The organism is Thioclava sp. NG1 (assembly GCF_003122275.1).
Taxonomy (GTDB): domain Bacteria; phylum Pseudomonadota; class Alphaproteobacteria; order Rhodobacterales; family Rhodobacteraceae; genus Thioclava; species Thioclava nitratireducens.
This window is the reverse complement of the sequence record NZ_QFBB01000002.1, coordinates 234,563-250,711: the sequence shown is the minus strand read 5'-3', so window position 1 is coordinate 250,711 and position 16,149 is coordinate 234,563. Positions and strand designations below refer to the sequence as shown.

Annotated in this window: 16 protein-coding genes and 1 tRNA gene; 6 read left to right on the top strand and 11 right to left on the bottom strand. The window is 63.1% G+C overall.

Annotated elements, in window-relative coordinates:
* Positions 1–10: 10 nt before the first annotated feature.
* From DEM26_RS04260 to DEM26_RS04230, 7 genes are all read right to left on the bottom strand, one after another.
* Positions 11–1,291 carry an ABC transporter permease gene (locus DEM26_RS04260; RefSeq protein ID WP_075776249.1) on the bottom strand — a complete coding sequence of 427 codons (1,281 nt, stop codon included), beginning with the start codon at positions 1,289–1,291 and terminating at the stop codon, positions 11–13.
* Between the two features lie 17 nt (positions 1,292–1,308).
* Complete coding sequence (locus DEM26_RS04255) at positions 1,309–1,800, bottom strand: YegJ family protein (protein WP_158275077.1); 492 nt, start codon at positions 1,798–1,800, stop codon at positions 1,309–1,311.
* Between the two features lie 66 nt (positions 1,801–1,866).
* Positions 1,867–2,943: an ABC transporter substrate-binding protein gene (locus DEM26_RS04250; RefSeq protein WP_109171783.1), complete on the bottom strand. Its 1,077-nt coding sequence runs from the start codon at positions 2,941–2,943 to the stop codon at positions 1,867–1,869.
* A 114-nt stretch (positions 2,944–3,057) separates the two neighbouring features.
* Positions 3,058–4,158 (bottom strand): ABC transporter ATP-binding protein, encoded by a 1,101-nt coding sequence (locus DEM26_RS04245; RefSeq protein WP_075776252.1) that lies wholly within the window; start codon positions 4,156–4,158, stop codon positions 3,058–3,060.
* A 444-nt stretch (positions 4,159–4,602) separates the two neighbouring features.
* Entirely contained in the window at positions 4,603–4,839 is a 237-nt protein-coding gene (locus tag DEM26_RS20790) for a Hint domain-containing protein (RefSeq protein ID WP_109171913.1), read from the bottom strand.
* A gap of 475 nt (positions 4,840–5,314) precedes the next feature.
* Positions 5,315–5,401: transfer RNA gene (locus DEM26_RS04235), tRNA-Leu, on the bottom strand.
* A 142-nt stretch (positions 5,402–5,543) separates the two neighbouring features.
* The gene (locus DEM26_RS04230; RefSeq protein WP_109171782.1) at positions 5,544–7,208 is read right to left on the bottom strand and encodes a peptidoglycan-binding domain-containing protein; all 1,665 of its coding nucleotides are present in this window, start codon (positions 7,206–7,208) and stop codon (positions 5,544–5,546) included.
* Positions 7,209–7,409: 201 nt separating this feature from the next.
* On the opposite strand from DEM26_RS04230, the gene lipB reads away from it, so the two are divergent.
* From lipB to DEM26_RS04210, 4 genes are all read left to right on the top strand, one after another.
* Complete coding sequence (gene lipB / locus DEM26_RS04225; protein WP_088719114.1) at positions 7,410–8,084, top strand: lipoyl(octanoyl) transferase LipB; 675 nt, start codon at positions 7,410–7,412, stop codon at positions 8,082–8,084.
* Between the two features lie 114 nt (positions 8,085–8,198).
* Positions 8,199–8,630 carry a c-type cytochrome gene (locus DEM26_RS04220; RefSeq protein ID WP_109171781.1) on the top strand — a complete coding sequence of 144 codons (432 nt, stop codon included), beginning with the start codon at positions 8,199–8,201 and terminating at the stop codon, positions 8,628–8,630.
* Between the two features lie 286 nt (positions 8,631–8,916).
* On the top strand, positions 8,917–10,587 hold the full coding sequence (gene ctaD / locus DEM26_RS04215; RefSeq protein ID WP_075776256.1) for a cytochrome c oxidase subunit I: 1,671 nt from the start codon (positions 8,917–8,919) through the stop codon (positions 10,585–10,587).
* A gap of 92 nt (positions 10,588–10,679) precedes the next feature.
* Positions 10,680–11,216, top strand: coding sequence for a DUF2244 domain-containing protein (locus tag DEM26_RS04210; protein WP_088719115.1), 537 nt, complete (start codon positions 10,680–10,682; stop codon positions 11,214–11,216).
* Between the two features lie 21 nt (positions 11,217–11,237).
* Here the strand turns inward: DEM26_RS04210 and DEM26_RS04205 are convergent, their stop codons facing one another.
* Both DEM26_RS04205 and DEM26_RS04200 read right to left on the bottom strand, forming a co-directional pair.
* A complete protein-coding gene (locus DEM26_RS04205; protein WP_075776258.1) occupies positions 11,238–11,423 on the bottom strand; it encodes a DUF3008 family protein in 186 nt (61 codons plus the stop codon).
* 80 nt (positions 11,424–11,503) lie between these two features.
* A complete protein-coding gene (locus tag DEM26_RS04200; RefSeq protein WP_075776259.1) occupies positions 11,504–11,968 on the bottom strand; it encodes a GatB/YqeY domain-containing protein in 465 nt (154 codons plus the stop codon).
* Between the two features lie 170 nt (positions 11,969–12,138).
* Between DEM26_RS04200 and carA the strand changes: the two genes are divergently transcribed.
* Positions 12,139–13,302, top strand: coding sequence for a glutamine-hydrolyzing carbamoyl-phosphate synthase small subunit (carA, locus tag DEM26_RS04195; RefSeq protein WP_088719116.1), 1,164 nt, complete (start codon positions 12,139–12,141; stop codon positions 13,300–13,302).
* Between the two features lie 70 nt (positions 13,303–13,372).
* Here the strand turns inward: carA and DEM26_RS20625 are convergent, their stop codons facing one another.
* Complete coding sequence (locus tag DEM26_RS20625) at positions 13,373–13,717, bottom strand: hypothetical protein (RefSeq protein ID WP_233243018.1); 345 nt, start codon at positions 13,715–13,717, stop codon at positions 13,373–13,375.
* Here DEM26_RS20625 and DEM26_RS04190 point away from each other — a divergent pair.
* Positions 13,691–15,457: a glycosyltransferase gene (locus tag DEM26_RS04190; protein WP_233243017.1), complete on the top strand. Its 1,767-nt coding sequence runs from the start codon at positions 13,691–13,693 to the stop codon at positions 15,455–15,457. The genes DEM26_RS20625 and DEM26_RS04190 overlap by 27 nt on opposite strands.
* On the opposite strand, the gene DEM26_RS04185 is transcribed toward DEM26_RS04190, so the two are convergent.
* The gene (locus DEM26_RS04185; RefSeq protein WP_075776261.1) at positions 15,458–16,111 is read right to left on the bottom strand and encodes a GntR family transcriptional regulator; all 654 of its coding nucleotides are present in this window, start codon (positions 16,109–16,111) and stop codon (positions 15,458–15,460) included.
* Positions 16,112–16,149: the final 38 nt, after the last annotated feature.

Below are 16,149 nucleotides of genomic sequence, written 5' to 3'. Positions count from 1 at the left end.
GTGTTTCTCCTCAGCCCAGCTTCATGTTGTCGATGCCCACCAGCCGGTCATAGAGCCAGTAGAGGATGATGACGCCGCCCAGCAGCATCGAGGCGAGTGCTGCCGCGAGCGACCAGTTGAGCGATTTCTGCATGTGGAAGGCGATCATGTTCGAGATCAGCTGACCGTCCGCACCACCGACAAGGGCGGGGGTGATGTAGTAGCCGACCGAGAGGATGAACACGAGAAGCGCCCCTGCCCCGATCCCCGGCAACGTCTGCGGCAGGTAGATGCGGCGGAAGGCGGTCCACGAGGTGGCCCCAAGGCTGCGGGCCGCACGGACATAGCTCGGCGGGATGGTCCGCATGACCGAGTAGAGCGGCAGCACCATGAAGGGCAGCAGGATGTGGGTCATCGCAACGATCGTGCCGGTCTGGTTATACATCATCTCCAGCCGGTTATCGTTGCCGATCAGGCCCGACCAGACGAGCAGATCGTTGATCACGCCCTGCTGCTGCAGGAGCACCATCCACGAGGTCGTCCGCACCAGCAGCGAGGTCCAGAAGGGCAGCAGCACGAAGATCATCAGAAGATTGGATTTCGCCAGCGGCAGCGAGGCCAGAAGATGCGCGATCGGGAAGGCGAGGATCATGCACAGCACGGTGATCACCAGAGACAGGATCGCGGTACGGGTGAACAGCTTGCCGTAGATCGCGCGCTGCGGATCGACCGGCACGATATTGTTGTCCTTGTCGCGGGTGTGATCCATCGCGGCGAGGTAGAAATCCACCGTATAGGGGCTCGAGGCAGAGCGCATCGCCCGCCACAGGTTCGGATCGCTCCACCCCTCGTCCACGCCAAGGATGGCCTCTTTCCATGGCGGCTCGAGACGTTCGATCTTGCGCGCGGTCGAGGTGAAGAGCGAGCGCGTGCCCGCCACGTCATAGTTGATCCGCGTCCCCGCCTCGCCCTGCGTCCGGTTTTCCTTCATTTGCTTGAGGTCCGAGGCGAGCGCCGCATAGGCGCTCTCGTCGATGGGCGAGCCCAGCGGATGCGCGTCGAACCATTGCCCAAGCGCCGGCGCATTCTTCGAGAAGCCGTCGTTATAGACCGATTGCAGCAGCATCTGCCCGATCGGGACCACGAAGGTGATCAGGACAAAAAGGAACAGAGGCGCGACCAGCAGGAAGGCGCGGCGTTTCGCGCGGGCCTGCGATTTCGCGAGGGCGACCTTCAGCGGCAGCCCGTCGGCAGTCTTCAACTGTGTTGGTTCAGGGCCGTTTAGGCTCGCATCCATCGTTGCGTCGCTCATCGTGTCTCCTTGGCCCCTCAGGGCAGCGGGGCGAGCTGCGCGCGCAGTTTCGCGGCTTGCTCGGCGGGAATATCGGGCAGCATCACCCGCGTCGTATAGTTACCGTGGAGCTTGCCTTCGCGTCGGAAGCTCCAGTCGGAAATCTGGTTCGGCGCGAAGGTAATCTCGTCTCCTGCATGCGCCTTGAAATGCACGGGCTCGTTCATCAACGTGCCGGTGATTTTCTGCGCGGAGATCGAAATCGGCGCGATCCAGATATGTTCGAGGCCATTGGCGGGGGTATCGATCCCTGCCTTGAGCATGAAACGCGAGCCGGACCGGGCGCGCACCGCGGGAATGAAGACGGTTTCATAAGTCGCGCGGGCTTGGCCGATCGCCATGTTCATCTGCGTATCGCCGGTCTCGTAGCCGACCACCGCATCTTCATCCGCTCGTGCGGGCAAGGTGACGGACAGCGACAGAAAAAGGCCGAGGTACAAGCTGGCCAGAGACGACCGGAAGGCTGACATCCACGGGGCTCCTGACATCGAACAGGTCGGGCCGCGCGGCGGAGTGCCGCGCGACCCTCGCAGGACTTAGCCAGCGAGCCAGGCGTTGAAGCGCTCGCTCAGTTCGGTGTCGTGGTCCGCCCAGAACTCCGAGTCATTGACCAGAGCGTTCGACATGTTCTCAGGCGCGGTGGGCATATGCGGGCCCATCTTGGTCTTGCCGTCCTGATACATGCCGACCAACGGAGCCGAGGACTTGCGCGCCGGACCGTAGGAGATCCACTTCGCCTGATTGGCGAGCTGCTGGGTCTCGGTCGCGAACTTCAAGTATTTCTTCGCGGCTTCCATATGCGGCGCCCCTTTCGGGATCACGAAGAAGTCGAAGTCCAGAAGCTGGCCGTCCCAGACGATCTTGAAGGGCTGGCCCTCGGCGACCTCGGCGTTGAAGATACGGCCGTTATAGGCGGTCGACATCACCACTTCGCCATCGGCCAGCAGCTGCGGCGGCTGCGCGCCGGCATCCCACCACACGACATCGCTCTTGATCTTGTCGAGCTCGGCGAAGGCCTTGTCGACGCCCTCGGGGGTGCCGAGCACCTTGTAGACGTCCGAGGCCGGAACGCCTGCGCCCATCAGCGCCACTTCGAGCGTGCCTTTCGCCGACTTGCGCAGCCCGCGCTTACCTGGGTATTTCGCGGTGTCGAAGAAATCGGCGATCGAGGTCGGCGTGCCGTCGACCTTGTCCGCATTGTAGGACATCACGGTCGACCACACGATGTTGGCCACGCCGCAAACGGTGAAGGAGCCGTCGATGAAGTCCTCGCTCGCTGGGGTGCCGTCGGGGGCGGCGGCGAGGTCGGTGTCGGGGTCGATCGGCTCGAGCAGACCTTCGTCGCACAGGCGGATCGCGTCGGACTTCTCGACGTCGGCCACGTCGACCGAGACGTTGTTCGCCTCGACCTGCGCCTTGATCGGGGTGCCGGGATTGTCGGCGGCTTCCATGTTCACGTCGATGCCGGTCGCCTCGGTGAAGGGCTTGTTATAGGCCTCGACTTGGCTCTTTTCGTAGGCCCCGCCCCAGGACAGGACAGTGACTTGTTCGGCCTGCGCCGCCCCGGCCACGAGGCCGACGAGCGCCGTGCTCAGGATCATAGCTTTTTTCATCTTGGTTTTACTCCCAGTTGGTTGAGCTTTTGTGGTTTTACGGCGTTTTCGCCGCTTGGCCGCGTGTTGCGGCAGATCGGAGCGTGCGGAGCTTGGCCCGCATGCTCCGCATTCTCAGAGATCGAGCGCGCGCGCGTCCTGCGGGTGCCAGCCGATCTTGACCGTCTGGCCTTCCGTCAGTCGCACCTGATCGAGAGTGTTGCGCGATTTCATGACGAATTCCCGCGATCCCGCGACCTTCATCCGGGTGCGCAGTATGTCCCCCATGTAGATCACTTCGAGTACGTCCGCGGTGATCGTATGGGCGCCCGAAGGCATCATCTCGGGCTTGAATTCGACCCGCTCGGGGCGGATCGAGACCAGCGTCTCCTGCCCCGCCTCGCGGATGTTGACCGCCGTCGCGTCGATGATCTCTCCATTCTCGAGTCGCACCGTGCAGGTGTCGCCGTTCAGCGTCTCGACCTTGCCCGGAAGCTTGTTGTTCTCGCCGATGAACTGCGCGACGAAGCTGTTCTGCGGGCGCTCGTAGAGTTCATCCGGCGGTGCGAGCTGCTGGATGCGCCCGTCGTTGAACACAGCGACGCGGTCCGACATGGTCAGCGCCTCGCCCTGATCATGGGTGACGTAAACCACGGTAATCCCGAGGCTTTCGTGCAGGTGCTTGATCTCGAACTGCATATGTTCGCGAAGCTGCTTGTCGAGCGCACCGAGCGGTTCGTCCATAAGGACCAGCTCGGGGTCGAACACCAGCGCGCGCGCCAGTGCGATCCGCTGCTGCTGACCGCCTGAAAGCTGCGCCGGACGGCGATGGATGAAGCTCCCCATCTGCACCATGTCCAGCGCACGCTTGATCTTGGTTTCGCGCTCATCCTTGCCCATGCCCCGCACTTCGAGCGGGAAGGCGAGATTCTCGCCTACGGTCATGTGAGGAAAGAGTGCGTAGTTCTGGAACACCATGCCGATGCCACGCTTGTGCGGAGGCACCATGTTGATGTTCTGGCCGTCGAGGCGTATCTCGCCATTCGTGGCGGTCTCGAAACCTGCAAGCATCATAAGGCAGGTCGTTTTTCCGGATCCAGACGGGCCGAGCATCGTTAGAAACTCACCCTTGCCGATCGAGAGATTGAGATCTTTCACGACGAGCGTTTCGCCGTCATAGCTCTTCTGCACGCGGTCGAATACGACGAATCCATCGCCGCTAGCTGCGTTGTTCAAAGCGGGCTCCCCGTTGTTTTTTGTCGTTGGTCATTTCCCGTGCATGTGACTAAAGCAAGGGCACTTCCGTTTTTCAACCCGGAAATCAAAAACCCGCGTCACAGGGCTATCACAGCACGGATTCGCCCGAAAAATTGCCGTTTTGCGTCACCTGTCGCGCAAGGAGCGACCAAGACTTGCATTTGGAGCGGCAAAATTGCCGCTGCGTCACCATGGCCGGACACGCGGACCATAGACCGTATTGAGCGCCGCGCCGAGGAAATGGACCTCGGCCAGATCGGGTCGCGCGCGCAACAGAGGGCCAGGTCGAAGGAGGGCAGCGCAGGTAGCGCCAGCGGCCCGGTCCAAAAGCCTTCGACCCACGCGCCTTAGGCCTTGACCAAGGTGTGACTCGGCAGCAGCAGCCAGACGCAATGTTGCGCGTATAGGACGAGCGCCCGGCGATTACCGAACGCGCCGGGCTGCAGCCGGACCGGACGCAGCCGCGGATTGGCAGCGAGCTGCCCCGAACCGGCGGTGCGCGCACCATAGAACCGGCTGCGGCCCGTCATCCAGCGTGGTGACAAGGTCGCCCGGCTGCAGGCTCTCGACCCGGCGCGGACCGCGCGGCGTCGCGAGCCGGGTGCCTTTCGTGACGCACGGGGATTCCCATCGCGTAAAGCTGCGGCGACCCCGCCGGATCGAGCGGCGGAAACTGTGCTATCCGCGTCGCCACCCGACTCGCGCAAAGACGCCCGCGGGGAGATCGCTCACGAGCGCGCCATTCGCGTCAATCTATGCCGAGACGATCCGAGGCCCCCGCGCTGCGTCCCCCCCCTGCTCGACGCTCGTGACGATTCCGCCGAGCCGCTCGAAGCTGACCGTACAATTGGCGCTGATCGTGCCCTCGGGGATATGACGATTCCGGTGATGTGGCAGGTCATGCGATCCTCGCTCAGCGTAAGCCGCTGTCGAGGAACAGGACCAGCAAGAGCCCCTACCGAGCGCTGAGCCGAGCCCACGGCGCCCGCCAAAGCGAACCAAGCCTCTGGAAGATAATGAAAACCGCCAAAAATCTGCCGTGCGAAGATGCACATGCATCTTCGACGTGTCACGGTGAACTTGATCTGGGGGATAACCCGCGTCGGGTCAGTCAGATCTCTCCTAGGGAGAGAGATGGTGCGGTCGAGAAGACTCGAACTTCCACGGGAGTTACCCCACAGCGACCTCAACGCTGCGCGTCTACCAATTCCGCCACGACCGCACTGTCTAGGCTTGGTGTGGCGCGTATTAGCCAAAGGCTTGGGGGATGAAAAGGGGGTATTTCGGGATTGGCGAGAATTTTTCTCATTCACGCTCTTGCCGTCGCGACAGGCCGGGCGGTCCCGGCCTGCGCAAGCGATAGGTTATTGCGGCGCCGCGGTTTCCACGAGCTCTGCCGCTTTCGCGGCAAAGCTTGGCAGGGCCATCGCGGGCTTCGGCGCCGAGGACGCATCGGCGCGGCCGTTCATCATCAGGGCCGCCTTGCGGATGAGACCGCTACGCTCCGGCTGTGCGGGCGCGAAGACCGGCTGCGCCGAAAGCGCGTTTTCGTACCAATCCATCGCGAGATCGGGGCGCTCGGCGGTGCCGATTCCCTGCATAAGGTGATGGCCGACAAGCTCGTCATAGGCTCCCTCGCCCAGACCACCCAGAACCAGCGCCGATCCCAGCGCCACCTCCATGTCGTCGGTGCGGTAGCCTACCGACAGGCAGACCTTCGCGGTGCCCGACAGCTGCGCCGGGCTCATGCCCGAACCGGCGATGAAGCTCTTGACCTTTGCGAGCGTCGCCTCGCGCGGGGTGCTGCCGACGGCGGCCACCTGCTCGGACAGAAGCGCCCCGAAATCGCGGCATTGCGCAGCGATCTGCTCGGGGGTGAAGCCGCCGATCTTGGCCTCCAGCGCCGCACCTTCATCGAGCGCGTACCCGCGCGCGAGGCAGAACTGCTCGCCCAGAGCCTGCCCCGGATCGGTCAGCGAGGCCTCCGTGACGAAGCCGCCATTCGACGAGGTGACGAGACTGGTCTTCGAACAGAAAGACGCAAGCGACACCGGCACCGGTTCGGCAACCGGCGCGGGCGCGACGAAGGACGGCATCGCAGGCGCCGGCTGCGACGCCATCTGCGTCGAGAAAGACGGCGCAGCAGGGGCAGGAGCTGGCGCAGGCGCTGCGGCTGTCACCGGCGCGTTGTTCTGGACGTTCGCTCCAGCCTTCTGACAGGCCCCCGCCTGACAGGTAAACATGGCAGGCGTCGCGTTATAGGCCTGGAAATCGTTGCGCGAGAAGCCGCTCGGCGTCGAGGCGAAGACCCGCACCGCGCAGCTCTTGTCGTTGCACCAGAAGCCCGGCCCCAGCACCGAGGTGTCGAGCAGGTAATCGGTTCGACCGTCATTGTTCAGATCGGCCAGCTGCACGAAGCCCGACCGCGCCATCAACTGCTGCGGTTCGACATTGGAGCTGCGCGCGATCTCGAACACGGCCTCGGAAATCTGCGGCGGCAAACCACCGATCGAGTTGCCGGCATAGGTCGCATCTCCGGTGCCCAGCATCTGGTCGCGCGTCTGCATCAGCAGGCCGCGCATCCCCTGCGGATGGGTCGAGATCGTCTGCGCAACCGCCGAACCGCCAAGGCTCGCCTTCTGATAGGCGGTGGTGAGGATGCTGCGCTGAATATCGGTCAGCTCGCCCGTAATCGGGAAATCCATGAAAGCCTGGTATTGCGAGATGCCCGCGCGCGAGTTGCGCCCCAGCACCCCGTCCGGAGTGCCGACATTCCATCCGAAGTGGTTGAGCGAGACCTGCACTTCGCGGTTGGCCTCGCGCTGCGCCGACGACATGGTCGGCTTCTTGTAATAGGTGCGCTTGGTGACCGTACGCGGCTGGCGGTTGGCCTCGTTCACGATCGCGCCGCCGATGATCCCTCCGATCACCCCGCCGACGATATCCGAACCGCCCGCCAATGCTGGCGTGGCCGGTCCGCCCGTAGCGACGGCGAGCGCAAGACCCGCCAGAACGAACTTGTGTTTCATTCCTGAACCCTCCAATCAAATGACTTCCGGTCTTGCCTGTTGCCCCGCAAATTCCATGTTTCTGCACGACAGGACCGGTCGGAATGTGACCGGCGCGGGGGGTGCGCGACCTTACCAATAGGTAAAGTTTGCGCTCCGAATCGGTGATGTGGCAAGAATTATTGACGTCGGGTGAGGAATTCCGGCGGGTGAGGTTAAGAAATGGTGGAATGGCGCGTAAGTGACAGCCCGGTCCCGTACGACGAGGCACTTGCCTTCATGGAAGACCGCGTCGCCAAGATCGCCGCAGGCGAGGCCGAGGAGATGATCTGGCTGCTCGAGCATCCACCGCTTTACACGGCCGGCACCTCCGCCAAGCGTGAAGACCTTGTCGATCCCGAGCGTTTCCCCGTCTTCGAGGCCGGGCGCGGCGGTCAGTACACCTATCACGGGCCCGGCCAGCGCGTCGCCTATGTCATGCTCGACCTGAACAAGCGCGGGCGCGACGTGCGCTGCTTCGTGCGCCAGCTCGAAGACTGGGTGATCGCCGCGCTCGACGAATTCAACGTGAAAGGCGAAATTCGCGACGGCCGCGTCGGCGTCTGGGTGCAACGTCCCGACAAACCGAAGGCGGCAGACGGTAGCCTGCGCGAAGACAAGATCGCCGCGATTGGAGTGAAGCTGCGCAAATGGGTCAGCTTCCACGGCATCTCGATCAACGTGGAGCCCGATCTTTCGCATTTCGACGGAATCGTCCCTTGCGGGATTCGCGAGCACGGGGTCACCAGCCTCGTCGACCTCGGCCTGCCGGTGGGAATGGCCGATCTTGACGTCGCGCTGCGTGCGACATTCAGTCGCATTTTCGTGAGTAAACTAAATGCGACCTCGGAAGTTTAGTGGACACATAGGCAATCATGCATGTTAGAACGCCCTTCAAGGCAGCGTGACTGCCCTGTGAAAGCTGGGTCGGGAGGGCTCGAGCTTTAACTCAAAACCAACAAGGAAGACGCGATGAAACTCAGCCTTATTGCCATGATCACCGCCGTCGCCGTTGCGGGCCCCGCGCTCGCGCAGGACGTCGAGAAAGGCAAAGACGAATTCAAACGGTGCAAGGCCTGTCACTCGATCGTCGCCCCCGATGGCACGGCGATCTTCAAAGGCGGCAAGGTCGGCCCGAACCTCTACAATATCATCGGCCGCAAGGTCGCATCCGTCGATGGCTATAAATACAAGGACGGGATCAAGGAATACGCCGAAACCGGCGCCGTCTGGACCGAAGAGCTGCTCGCCGAATACATCACCGATCCCACGAAGTTCCTCGAGGAACAAACCGGCGATCCCAAGGCGAAATCCGGCATGGCCTACAAGCAGCGCAAGAACCAGGAAGACATTGCGGCCTATCTCGGCTCGGAAGAAGTGTCGCCCGACGCGCCCGAGTCCTGATCGCGAAACGAACATATCACGCGTTCGTTGGCGGACCCTTTCGAGGGTCCGCTTTTTTGTGAGCCGCGTCGCGGATTCGCAACTGTCGCGCGGGGCGGTCTCAGCCCGCGCTCCGCGTGCCAAGGGCGCGAGATCACGGATCACTCACACCTGACAGAGCTGCGACATTTTTTCACGGCAGCGTGTGCTGAATTCTTGCCCTGCCCTCCAAATCTTCATAACCTCCCGACATTCAGACCCAAAGGGACGGGAGACCCGGGGCTGTCGGGAGAAATGGGAGATCACTATGGCGGACGCAGCCGTTCACGGCGAGGGCGCACATGAGTCGCGCGGGTTCTTTACCCGCTGGTTCATGTCGACCAATCACAAGGATATCGGGATCTTGTATCTCTTCACCGCAGGCGCGGTGGGGCTGATCTCGGTCCTGTTCACAGTTTACATGCGCCTCGAGTTGATGGAGCCGGGCGTGCAATACATGTGCGCCGAAGGCGCGCGCTTCATCGCTTCGGCTGAGGAATGCACCCCCGACGGGCACCTCTGGAACGTGATGATTACCTATCACGGCGTCCTGATGATGTTCTTCGTCGTCATTCCGGCGCTGTTCGGGGGCTTCGGCAACTACTTCATGCCGCTCCAGATCGGCGCGCCGGACATGGCCTTTCCGCGGATGAACAACCTCAGCTACTGGCTCTATGTCGCGGGCACCTCGCTCGGGATCGCCTCGCTGCTGGCGCCGGGTGGCGGTGGCGGCTCGGGCTCGGGCGTGGGCTGGGTGCTCTACCCGCCGCTATCGGTCCACGAGGGCGGTTATTCCATGGACCTCGCGATCTTCGCCGTGCACGTCTCGGGCGCCAGTTCGATCCTTGGCGCGATCAACATGATCACGACCTTCCTCAACATGCGCACGCCGGGCATGACGCTGCACAAGGTGCCGCTCTTCGCCTGGTCGATCTTCGTGACCTCCTGGCTGATCCTGCTCTCGCTGCCGGTTCTGGCAGGCGCGATCACCATGCTGCTGATGGACCGCAACTTCGGCACCACCTTCTTCGATCCGTCGGGTGGCGGCGATCCGATCCTGTACCAGCACATCCTGTGGTTCTTCGGACACCCCGAGGTCTACATCATCATCCTGCCGGGCTTCGGCATCATCAGCCACGTCATCGCGACCTTCTCGCGTAAGCCGGTCTTCGGCTACCTGCCGATGGTCTATGCGATGGTGGCGATCGGTGTTCTGGGCTTCGTCGTCTGGGCGCACCACATGTACACGGTCGGCCTGTCGCTGACCCAGCAGAGCTACTTCATGGTGGCGACGATGGTGATCGCGGTGCCAACCGGCGTGAAGGTGTTCAGCTGGATCGCGACGATGTGGGGCGGCTCGATCGAGTTCAAGACACCGATGCTCTGGGCGATCGGTTTCCTGTTCCTGTTCACTATCGGCGGCGTGACCGGCGTGGTGCTCAGCCAAGCCCCGCTCGACCGCGTCTACCACGACACCTATTACGTCGTGGCGCACTTCCACTACGTGATGTCGCTGGGGGCGGTGTTCGCGATCTTCGCCGGCGTCTACTTCTGGATCGGCAAGATGTCGGGGCGCCAATACCCGGAATGGGCCGGCAAACTGCACTTCTGGATGATGTTCATCGGGTCCAACCTGATCTTCTTCCCGCAGCACTTCCTCGGCCGTCAGGGCATGCCGCGCCGCTACATCGACTACCCGGAGGCCTTCGCCACCTGGAACTTCGTCAGCTCGATCGGTGCGTTTATCTCGTTCGCCAGCTTCGTGTTCTTCCTCGGCATCGTGTTCTACACCCTGTTCAAGGGTAAGCGCGTCACCGAGAACAACTACTGGAACGAGTATGCCGATACGCTGGAGTGGACCCTGCCCTCCCCGCCGCCGGAGCACACTTTCGAAGAGCTCCCGAAGCGCGAGGATTGGGATCACGCCCACGCGCACTAGTGATCTACATCTCCTGATAACGAGAACGGCCCCGGAGCAATCCGGGGCCGTTTGCAAAAGGGCGAAAGGTTGCAGGAAGGACCGGGCGGATCATGCCCTATCGCTGGACGGATACCGAAGGCCAAACCATGGAGGCGCCCCGCTCCGAGGCTGCGCCCCTGCCCGATCAATTGCACCTGTGGCCCTACCGCTCCTTGCCGCGTAAAGGTTTCGTCTTCTTCATCGCGGCGACCGTCGTCATGGTCAGCCTGCCGCTACTTTCACTGCTGGGCCACGTGGAGCTTTGGGGGCTCTTGCCCTTCATCGCGCTCGCCATCGCGGGGGTGTGGTGGGCGATCTCGCACAGCTATCGCACGGGCGAAGTGCTCGAGATCCTGACATTCAACGGGCCCGAGCTGCACCTTATCCGCCACGAACCGGGCAAGCCGTCGCGCGACTGGGCGGCGAATCCACATTGGGTACAGGTCGATCTTCACGGAAAAGGCGGGCCGGTCGCAGCCTACCTGACCCTGCGAGGCGGCCCGCGCGAGGTCGAGATCGGTGCTTTCCTCACGCCCGAGGAACGGCAACGACTGCACCGCGAACTGGTGATCCGGCTCGCAGCCGCGCGTGCGCCGCTGCCCTCCTGATCCCCGCGGCAAGCGGACAGATCAGTCGTCCTTGCTGTCCGGAAGATCCTTGCGCTTGGTGCTCGCGATATCGTCGAGCTCGCTCTCGGACATGCTGTCATACATTTCCTTCGAGGCGCCCTGAAGATCGCCCACCTTCATCTCGCCGCGCTTGGCGGCAAGCGCCGCGCCCGCAGCTTTCTGCTGTGCCTTCGATTGTGCCGGCATCGCCGCCTCCTTTCAAAAATGCGCAAAAGAAAACGCCCCACGAGGGGGCGTTGTTCCCGGCCAGCGAAGGCAGCCGCCGATCACGAGGCGAGGCGATCCTTCACCATCGGGCCCGCCTTCGAGAAATCCATCTGTCCGGTGTATTGGCCTTTCAGCTCACCCATCACGCGGCCCATGTCGCGAATCGAATCCGCACCGAGTTTCGCGATGGCCGCTTCGATGGCAGCATTCACCTCGTCTTCGGTCAACTGGCGCGGCAGGAATTCCTCGATCACGCGGATCTCGGCCTGTTCCTTCTCGGCCAGTTCCAGCCGCCCGCCCTCTTCATAGGCCCGCGCGCTTTCCTGACGCTGTTTCACCATCTTTCCCATGATCGCAAGCACTTCGGCGTCGCCGACAGTGCCCTCGCCCTCGCCTTCGGCACGCATCGCGATCTCGCGGTCCTTGATGGCGGCATTGACCAGCCGCAGCGTCGAGAGCCGCTCCTGATCCTTTTCCTTCATCGCCGTTTTCAACGCGGCGGCGATCTTGTCGCGCATTTGCATCACATCGTGTCCCTACTTCCGTGAAGGCGCCAGAATAGCGGTATTGCGAAACGCGCACAACTCTTGCAAGTTGTTGATAAATAAGCAATTCGCAATTATCTCGTGCCCTCTTGACCCCCGCGCCCAGCGCGTCTAGGTTCCGGCGAATTTTGACATCGGGGAGTCGCGCCATGCCTGCAAGCCAGTCCGCATCGGAAAAGCCCACTGCATTGATCGCACTCGCTGATGGCTCGCTGTTCTACGGGAAGGGCTTCGGCCGCCCGGGCGAGACAGTGGCCGAACTGGTCTTCAACACGTCGATGACCGGCTATCAGGAAATCATGACCGACCCCTCCTATGCGGGCCAGGTCGTGACCTTCACCTTCCCCCATATCGGCAATACCGGCGTGAACCCGGAAGATGACGAAACCAACGATCCCGTTGCCGCCGGAATGGTGGTGAAATGGGACCCGACCGAGCCGTCGAACTGGCGCGCCGCCGAGACTCTGGTCGAGTGGCTGGAGAAGCGCGGTCGCATCGGCATCGGCGGCATCGACACTCGCCGCCTCACCCGCGAAATCCGCCAGCAAGGCGCGCCGCATGTCGCGATCGCCTACAACCCCGACGGGGTCTTCGACATCGAGGCGCTGGTACGCAAGGCCCGCGAATGGTCCGGGCTCGAAGGGCTCGATCTCGCGAAAGACGTGACCTGTGCGCAAAGCTACCGCTGGGACGAGATGCGGTGGGCCTGGCCCGAGGGTTACAAGAAAGCCGAAGGCAACGACCTGAAAGTTGTCGCCATCGACTACGGCGCGAAGCGCAACATCCTGCGCTGCCTCGCCTCGGCTGGCTGCGACGTGACCGTGCTGCCAGCCACCGCGACGGCCGAGGACGTGCTCGCGCTTGAACCCGATGGGGTCTTCCTGTCGAACGGTCCGGGCGATCCGGCAGCGACCGGAGAATATGCCGTGCCGATGATCAAGGGCGTTCTCGAAACCGAGCTGCCGGTCTTCGGTATCTGCCTCGGCCACCAGATGCTGGCGCTCGCGCTTGGCGCGAAGACCGTCAAGATGAACCACGGACACCACGGGGCGAACCACCCGGTGAAGGACCTGACCACCGGCAAGGTCGAGATCACCTCGATGAACCACGGTTTCGCGGTCGACAGCCAGACCCTGCCCAAGGGTGTGACCGAGACCCATGTCTCGCTGTTCGACGGCTCGAACTGCGGTATTGCGATGGCCGATCGCCCGGTCTTCTCGGTGCAGTATCACCCCGAGGCCAGCCCTGGCCCGCAGGACAGCTACTACCTGTTCGAGCGTTTCGCGACCGCGATGCGCGCGCGCAAGTCGTAACGCTCTTCCGGCGACTATAGGCTCCGAACTGAGGTTAACTGCCTATTAATTAAACGCTCGCATCCTGCCTTCAAGGACAGATGCGAGGTTTGGCATGGACGCGCGGCAAAAGCTTTTCAAAACACCAGCGACTGACGCCGAACCGGCGCCGCTGCTGCTGACCAATCCAATCGCGAATTCCATTGCTCCGCTCAGACGGCGCAGCCTTGATGCCAAGCCAAAACGACACGCCGGCCGCGCCGCGCGCCCACCTCTGGGAGAAATCCTGCTGGATCGGGACGCGGTCGATCCGGCCGATCTGCTCACGGCCTCGGCGCTTCGGCAGCGCGAAGATGTAAGGCTTGGTGATATCCTTCTCGCGAATGGCTGGGTACATGAGACCGATCTGATGGCCGCCTTGGCTGAACAACGACATGCCTCAGTGGTCGACCTGCAAGCCGAGCCGCCCGATCCTCGCCTCATCGATGCCATCGGACCTGAGCTTTGCCTGAAGCACGCGATGGTTCCCTGGCGGCGCGTCGGCGGCGTCACCCTCATCGCGACCGCACGGCCCGAGGATTTCGAGGCTCTACAGGCTTCGCTACCCACGTGCCATGCGCCCTACCGGCTCGTACTGGCCGCGGAACGCTGCGTGCATGACAGCCTGCTCACATGCCGCGAGACCGCGCTGATCCGACACGCAGAGATCAAGGTCGACCCGGTCGAGAGCTGCCGCAACCATAACGAACGGCGCGCCAGCCAAATCGCGGCGGGGCTTGTCGCGGTGACCGGGCTCGGAATGTTGCTTGCACCCAACCTGCTTCTCGGGCTTTTCTTCGGGTGGGTGATGCTGACGCTCGTGGGTTCGATGGCGCTCAAGCTCGCAGCCTTTGCGAGCGAGATCACCGAACAGCGCAAGCCCAGCCCCGACGCACTCACCCGGGGCGCGCCGAAAGGGCGGCTGCCGATCATCTCGGTGATGGTCCCGCTGTTTCGCGAGACCGACATCGCGGCGCGGCTCGTCTCGCGGCTCGGCAAGCTGCGTTATCCGCGCGAATTGATCGATGTGATCCTCGTCATCGAACATAGCGACACGATGACCCGTGCGGCTCTTGCGAACGCCGATCTGCCACGCTGGATGCGGGTGGTCACGGTACCGGACGGGCCGATCAAGACGAAGCCGCGCGCATTGAACTACGCGCTGAACTTCTGTCGCGGCTCGGTGATCGGCGTCTGGGACGCCGAGGACGCGCCCGAGCCGGATCAACTGCAGATCGTCGCCCAGCGCTTCCTCGCGGCCCCGCCCGAGACGGCCTGCCTGCAAGGGGTTCTCGACTATTACAACCCGCGCACCAATTGGCTCGCGCGCTGCTTCACCGTGGAATATGCGACGTGGTTCCGGATGTTCCTGCCCGGGCTCGCGCGGCTCGGCTTCGTCGTGCCCTTGGGCGGAACGACCCTCTTCTTCCGCCGCGACGCGCTGGAGGAGCTGGGCGGCTGGGACGCGCATAACGTGACCGAAGATGCCGATCTTGGCGTACGTCTCGCGCGGCACGGCTACCGCACCGAATTGATCGCTGCCGCCACCTTCGAGGAGGCGAATTGCCGCGCCCTGCCTTGGGTCAAACAGCGCTCGCGCTGGCTCAAGGGCTACGCGATGACATGGGCGGTGCATATGCGCGATCCAGTGCAGCTCTGGCGCGATCTGGGCACGAAACGCTTTCTCGGCGTGCAGATCCTGATCCTCGGCTCGCTCTCACAATATGTTCTGGCGCCGGTCTTGTGGAGCTTTTGGCTCGCGCTGTTCGGGCTTTGGCATCCGATCGCGAGCGCCCTGCCCGGCCCGGTCTTCGCGTTGGTTATGGGGACTTTCATTCTGTCCGAGTTGATCGCGATCACGACCTCTGCCTGGGCCTGCCGGGGGGCGGAGCATCGCAACCTGATAAAATGGATCCCGACGCTCCACCTCTATTATCCGCTGGGCGCGCTGGCGGGCTGGAAGGCGCTCTACGAACTGATCGCGCGCCCCTTCTACTGGGACAAGACGAGCCACGGCATTTTCGACGACAGTGACGCGACAGCGTCGGAGGCCCGACCCGGCGACGAGATCGCCCCCGCAGAGGCCGCGGCGCGCCCGCCCCCGCAACGCGAGGCCCATTCACCGCTTATCGGATAATCACAGAGCCTCGGCCCAGTGGCCCGCCGTCCCGTGATGCGCCGCGTCGAGCGTGAGGCGCGTCTCGAAGGCGCGCGAGATGTGGGCCCGCAGCGCCGAGGCCGCCGCGTCGCCATTGCCCTCGCGGATCGCATCGACAATCGCCTGATGCTCGTCGAGCGCCGCCTCGCCCCGGCCCTTCACCGCAAGAGAGGTGGTCGCGAGAAGCGCCATCGAGCGGTGCACAAGATCGAGCTGCTGGACGAGGTAACGATTATGCGAGGCGAGGTGAATTTGGTGGTGGAACCGGCGGTTGGCCCGGCTCAACGCCTCCGGATCGTCGAGTTGACCGCGATCTTCGTCGATCATGTTCTGCAGCACCCGGACCTCTTCGGGAGCCGCATGTTTCGCAGCCAGCTGCGCCGCCAGCGCCTCCAATTCGGCGCGCACGACATACAACTCCGCCAACTGGTTGTGATCGAGCGAGGCGACGATGAGCGAACGCCCGTCGCGGGCCAGCATCTGTTGGGTTTCGAGCCGCTGCAACGCCTCGCGCACCGGGGTGCGTGACACTCCGAACCGCTCCGCCAATTCGGATTCGACCAAGCGGTCCCCGGGGCGGTAGACGCCTTCGTCGATGGCGTCGAGTATGAGAGTGTAGGCGTCTTTTTGCATGCATCCTGCTTTCGAGATCTGCCAGAGATTAGGCGCGG

What these genes read in the sequence shown, in the direction of transcription:
- DEM26_RS04260 (WP_075776249.1), bottom strand. Translation starts at nt 1,291, where the DNA reads ATGAGCGACGCAACGATGGATGCGAGCCTAAACGGCCCTGAACCAACA.
- DEM26_RS04255 (WP_158275077.1), bottom strand. Translation starts at nt 1,800, where the DNA reads ATGTCAGCCTTCCGGTCGTCTCTGGCCAGCTTGTACCTCGGCCTTTTT.
- DEM26_RS04250 (WP_109171783.1), bottom strand. Translation starts at nt 2,943, where the DNA reads ATGAAAAAAGCTATGATCCTGAGCACGGCGCTCGTCGGCCTCGTGGCC.
- DEM26_RS04230 (WP_109171782.1), bottom strand. Translation starts at nt 7,208, where the DNA reads ATGAAACACAAGTTCGTTCTGGCGGGTCTTGCGCTCGCCGTCGCTACG.
- lipB (WP_088719114.1), top strand. Translation starts at nt 7,410, where the DNA reads ATGGTGGAATGGCGCGTAAGTGACAGCCCGGTCCCGTACGACGAGGCA.
- DEM26_RS04220 (WP_109171781.1), top strand. Translation starts at nt 8,199, where the DNA reads ATGAAACTCAGCCTTATTGCCATGATCACCGCCGTCGCCGTTGCGGGC.
- ctaD (WP_075776256.1), top strand. Translation starts at nt 8,917, where the DNA reads ATGGCGGACGCAGCCGTTCACGGCGAGGGCGCACATGAGTCGCGCGGG.
- DEM26_RS04210 (WP_088719115.1), top strand. Translation starts at nt 10,680, where the DNA reads ATGCCCTATCGCTGGACGGATACCGAAGGCCAAACCATGGAGGCGCCC.
- DEM26_RS04205 (WP_075776258.1), bottom strand. Translation starts at nt 11,423, where the DNA reads ATGCCGGCACAATCGAAGGCACAGCAGAAAGCTGCGGGCGCGGCGCTT.
- DEM26_RS04200 (WP_075776259.1), bottom strand. Translation starts at nt 11,968, where the DNA reads ATGCAAATGCGCGACAAGATCGCCGCCGCGTTGAAAACGGCGATGAAG.
- carA (WP_088719116.1), top strand. Translation starts at nt 12,139, where the DNA reads ATGCCTGCAAGCCAGTCCGCATCGGAAAAGCCCACTGCATTGATCGCA.
- DEM26_RS04190 (WP_233243017.1), top strand. Translation starts at nt 13,691, where the DNA reads ATGGCCGCCTTGGCTGAACAACGACATGCCTCAGTGGTCGACCTGCAA.
- DEM26_RS20625 (WP_233243018.1), bottom strand. Translation starts at nt 13,717, where the DNA reads ATGTCGTTGTTCAGCCAAGGCGGCCATCAGATCGGTCTCATGTACCCA.
- DEM26_RS04185 (WP_075776261.1), bottom strand. Translation starts at nt 16,111, where the DNA reads ATGCAAAAAGACGCCTACACTCTCATACTCGACGCCATCGACGAAGGC.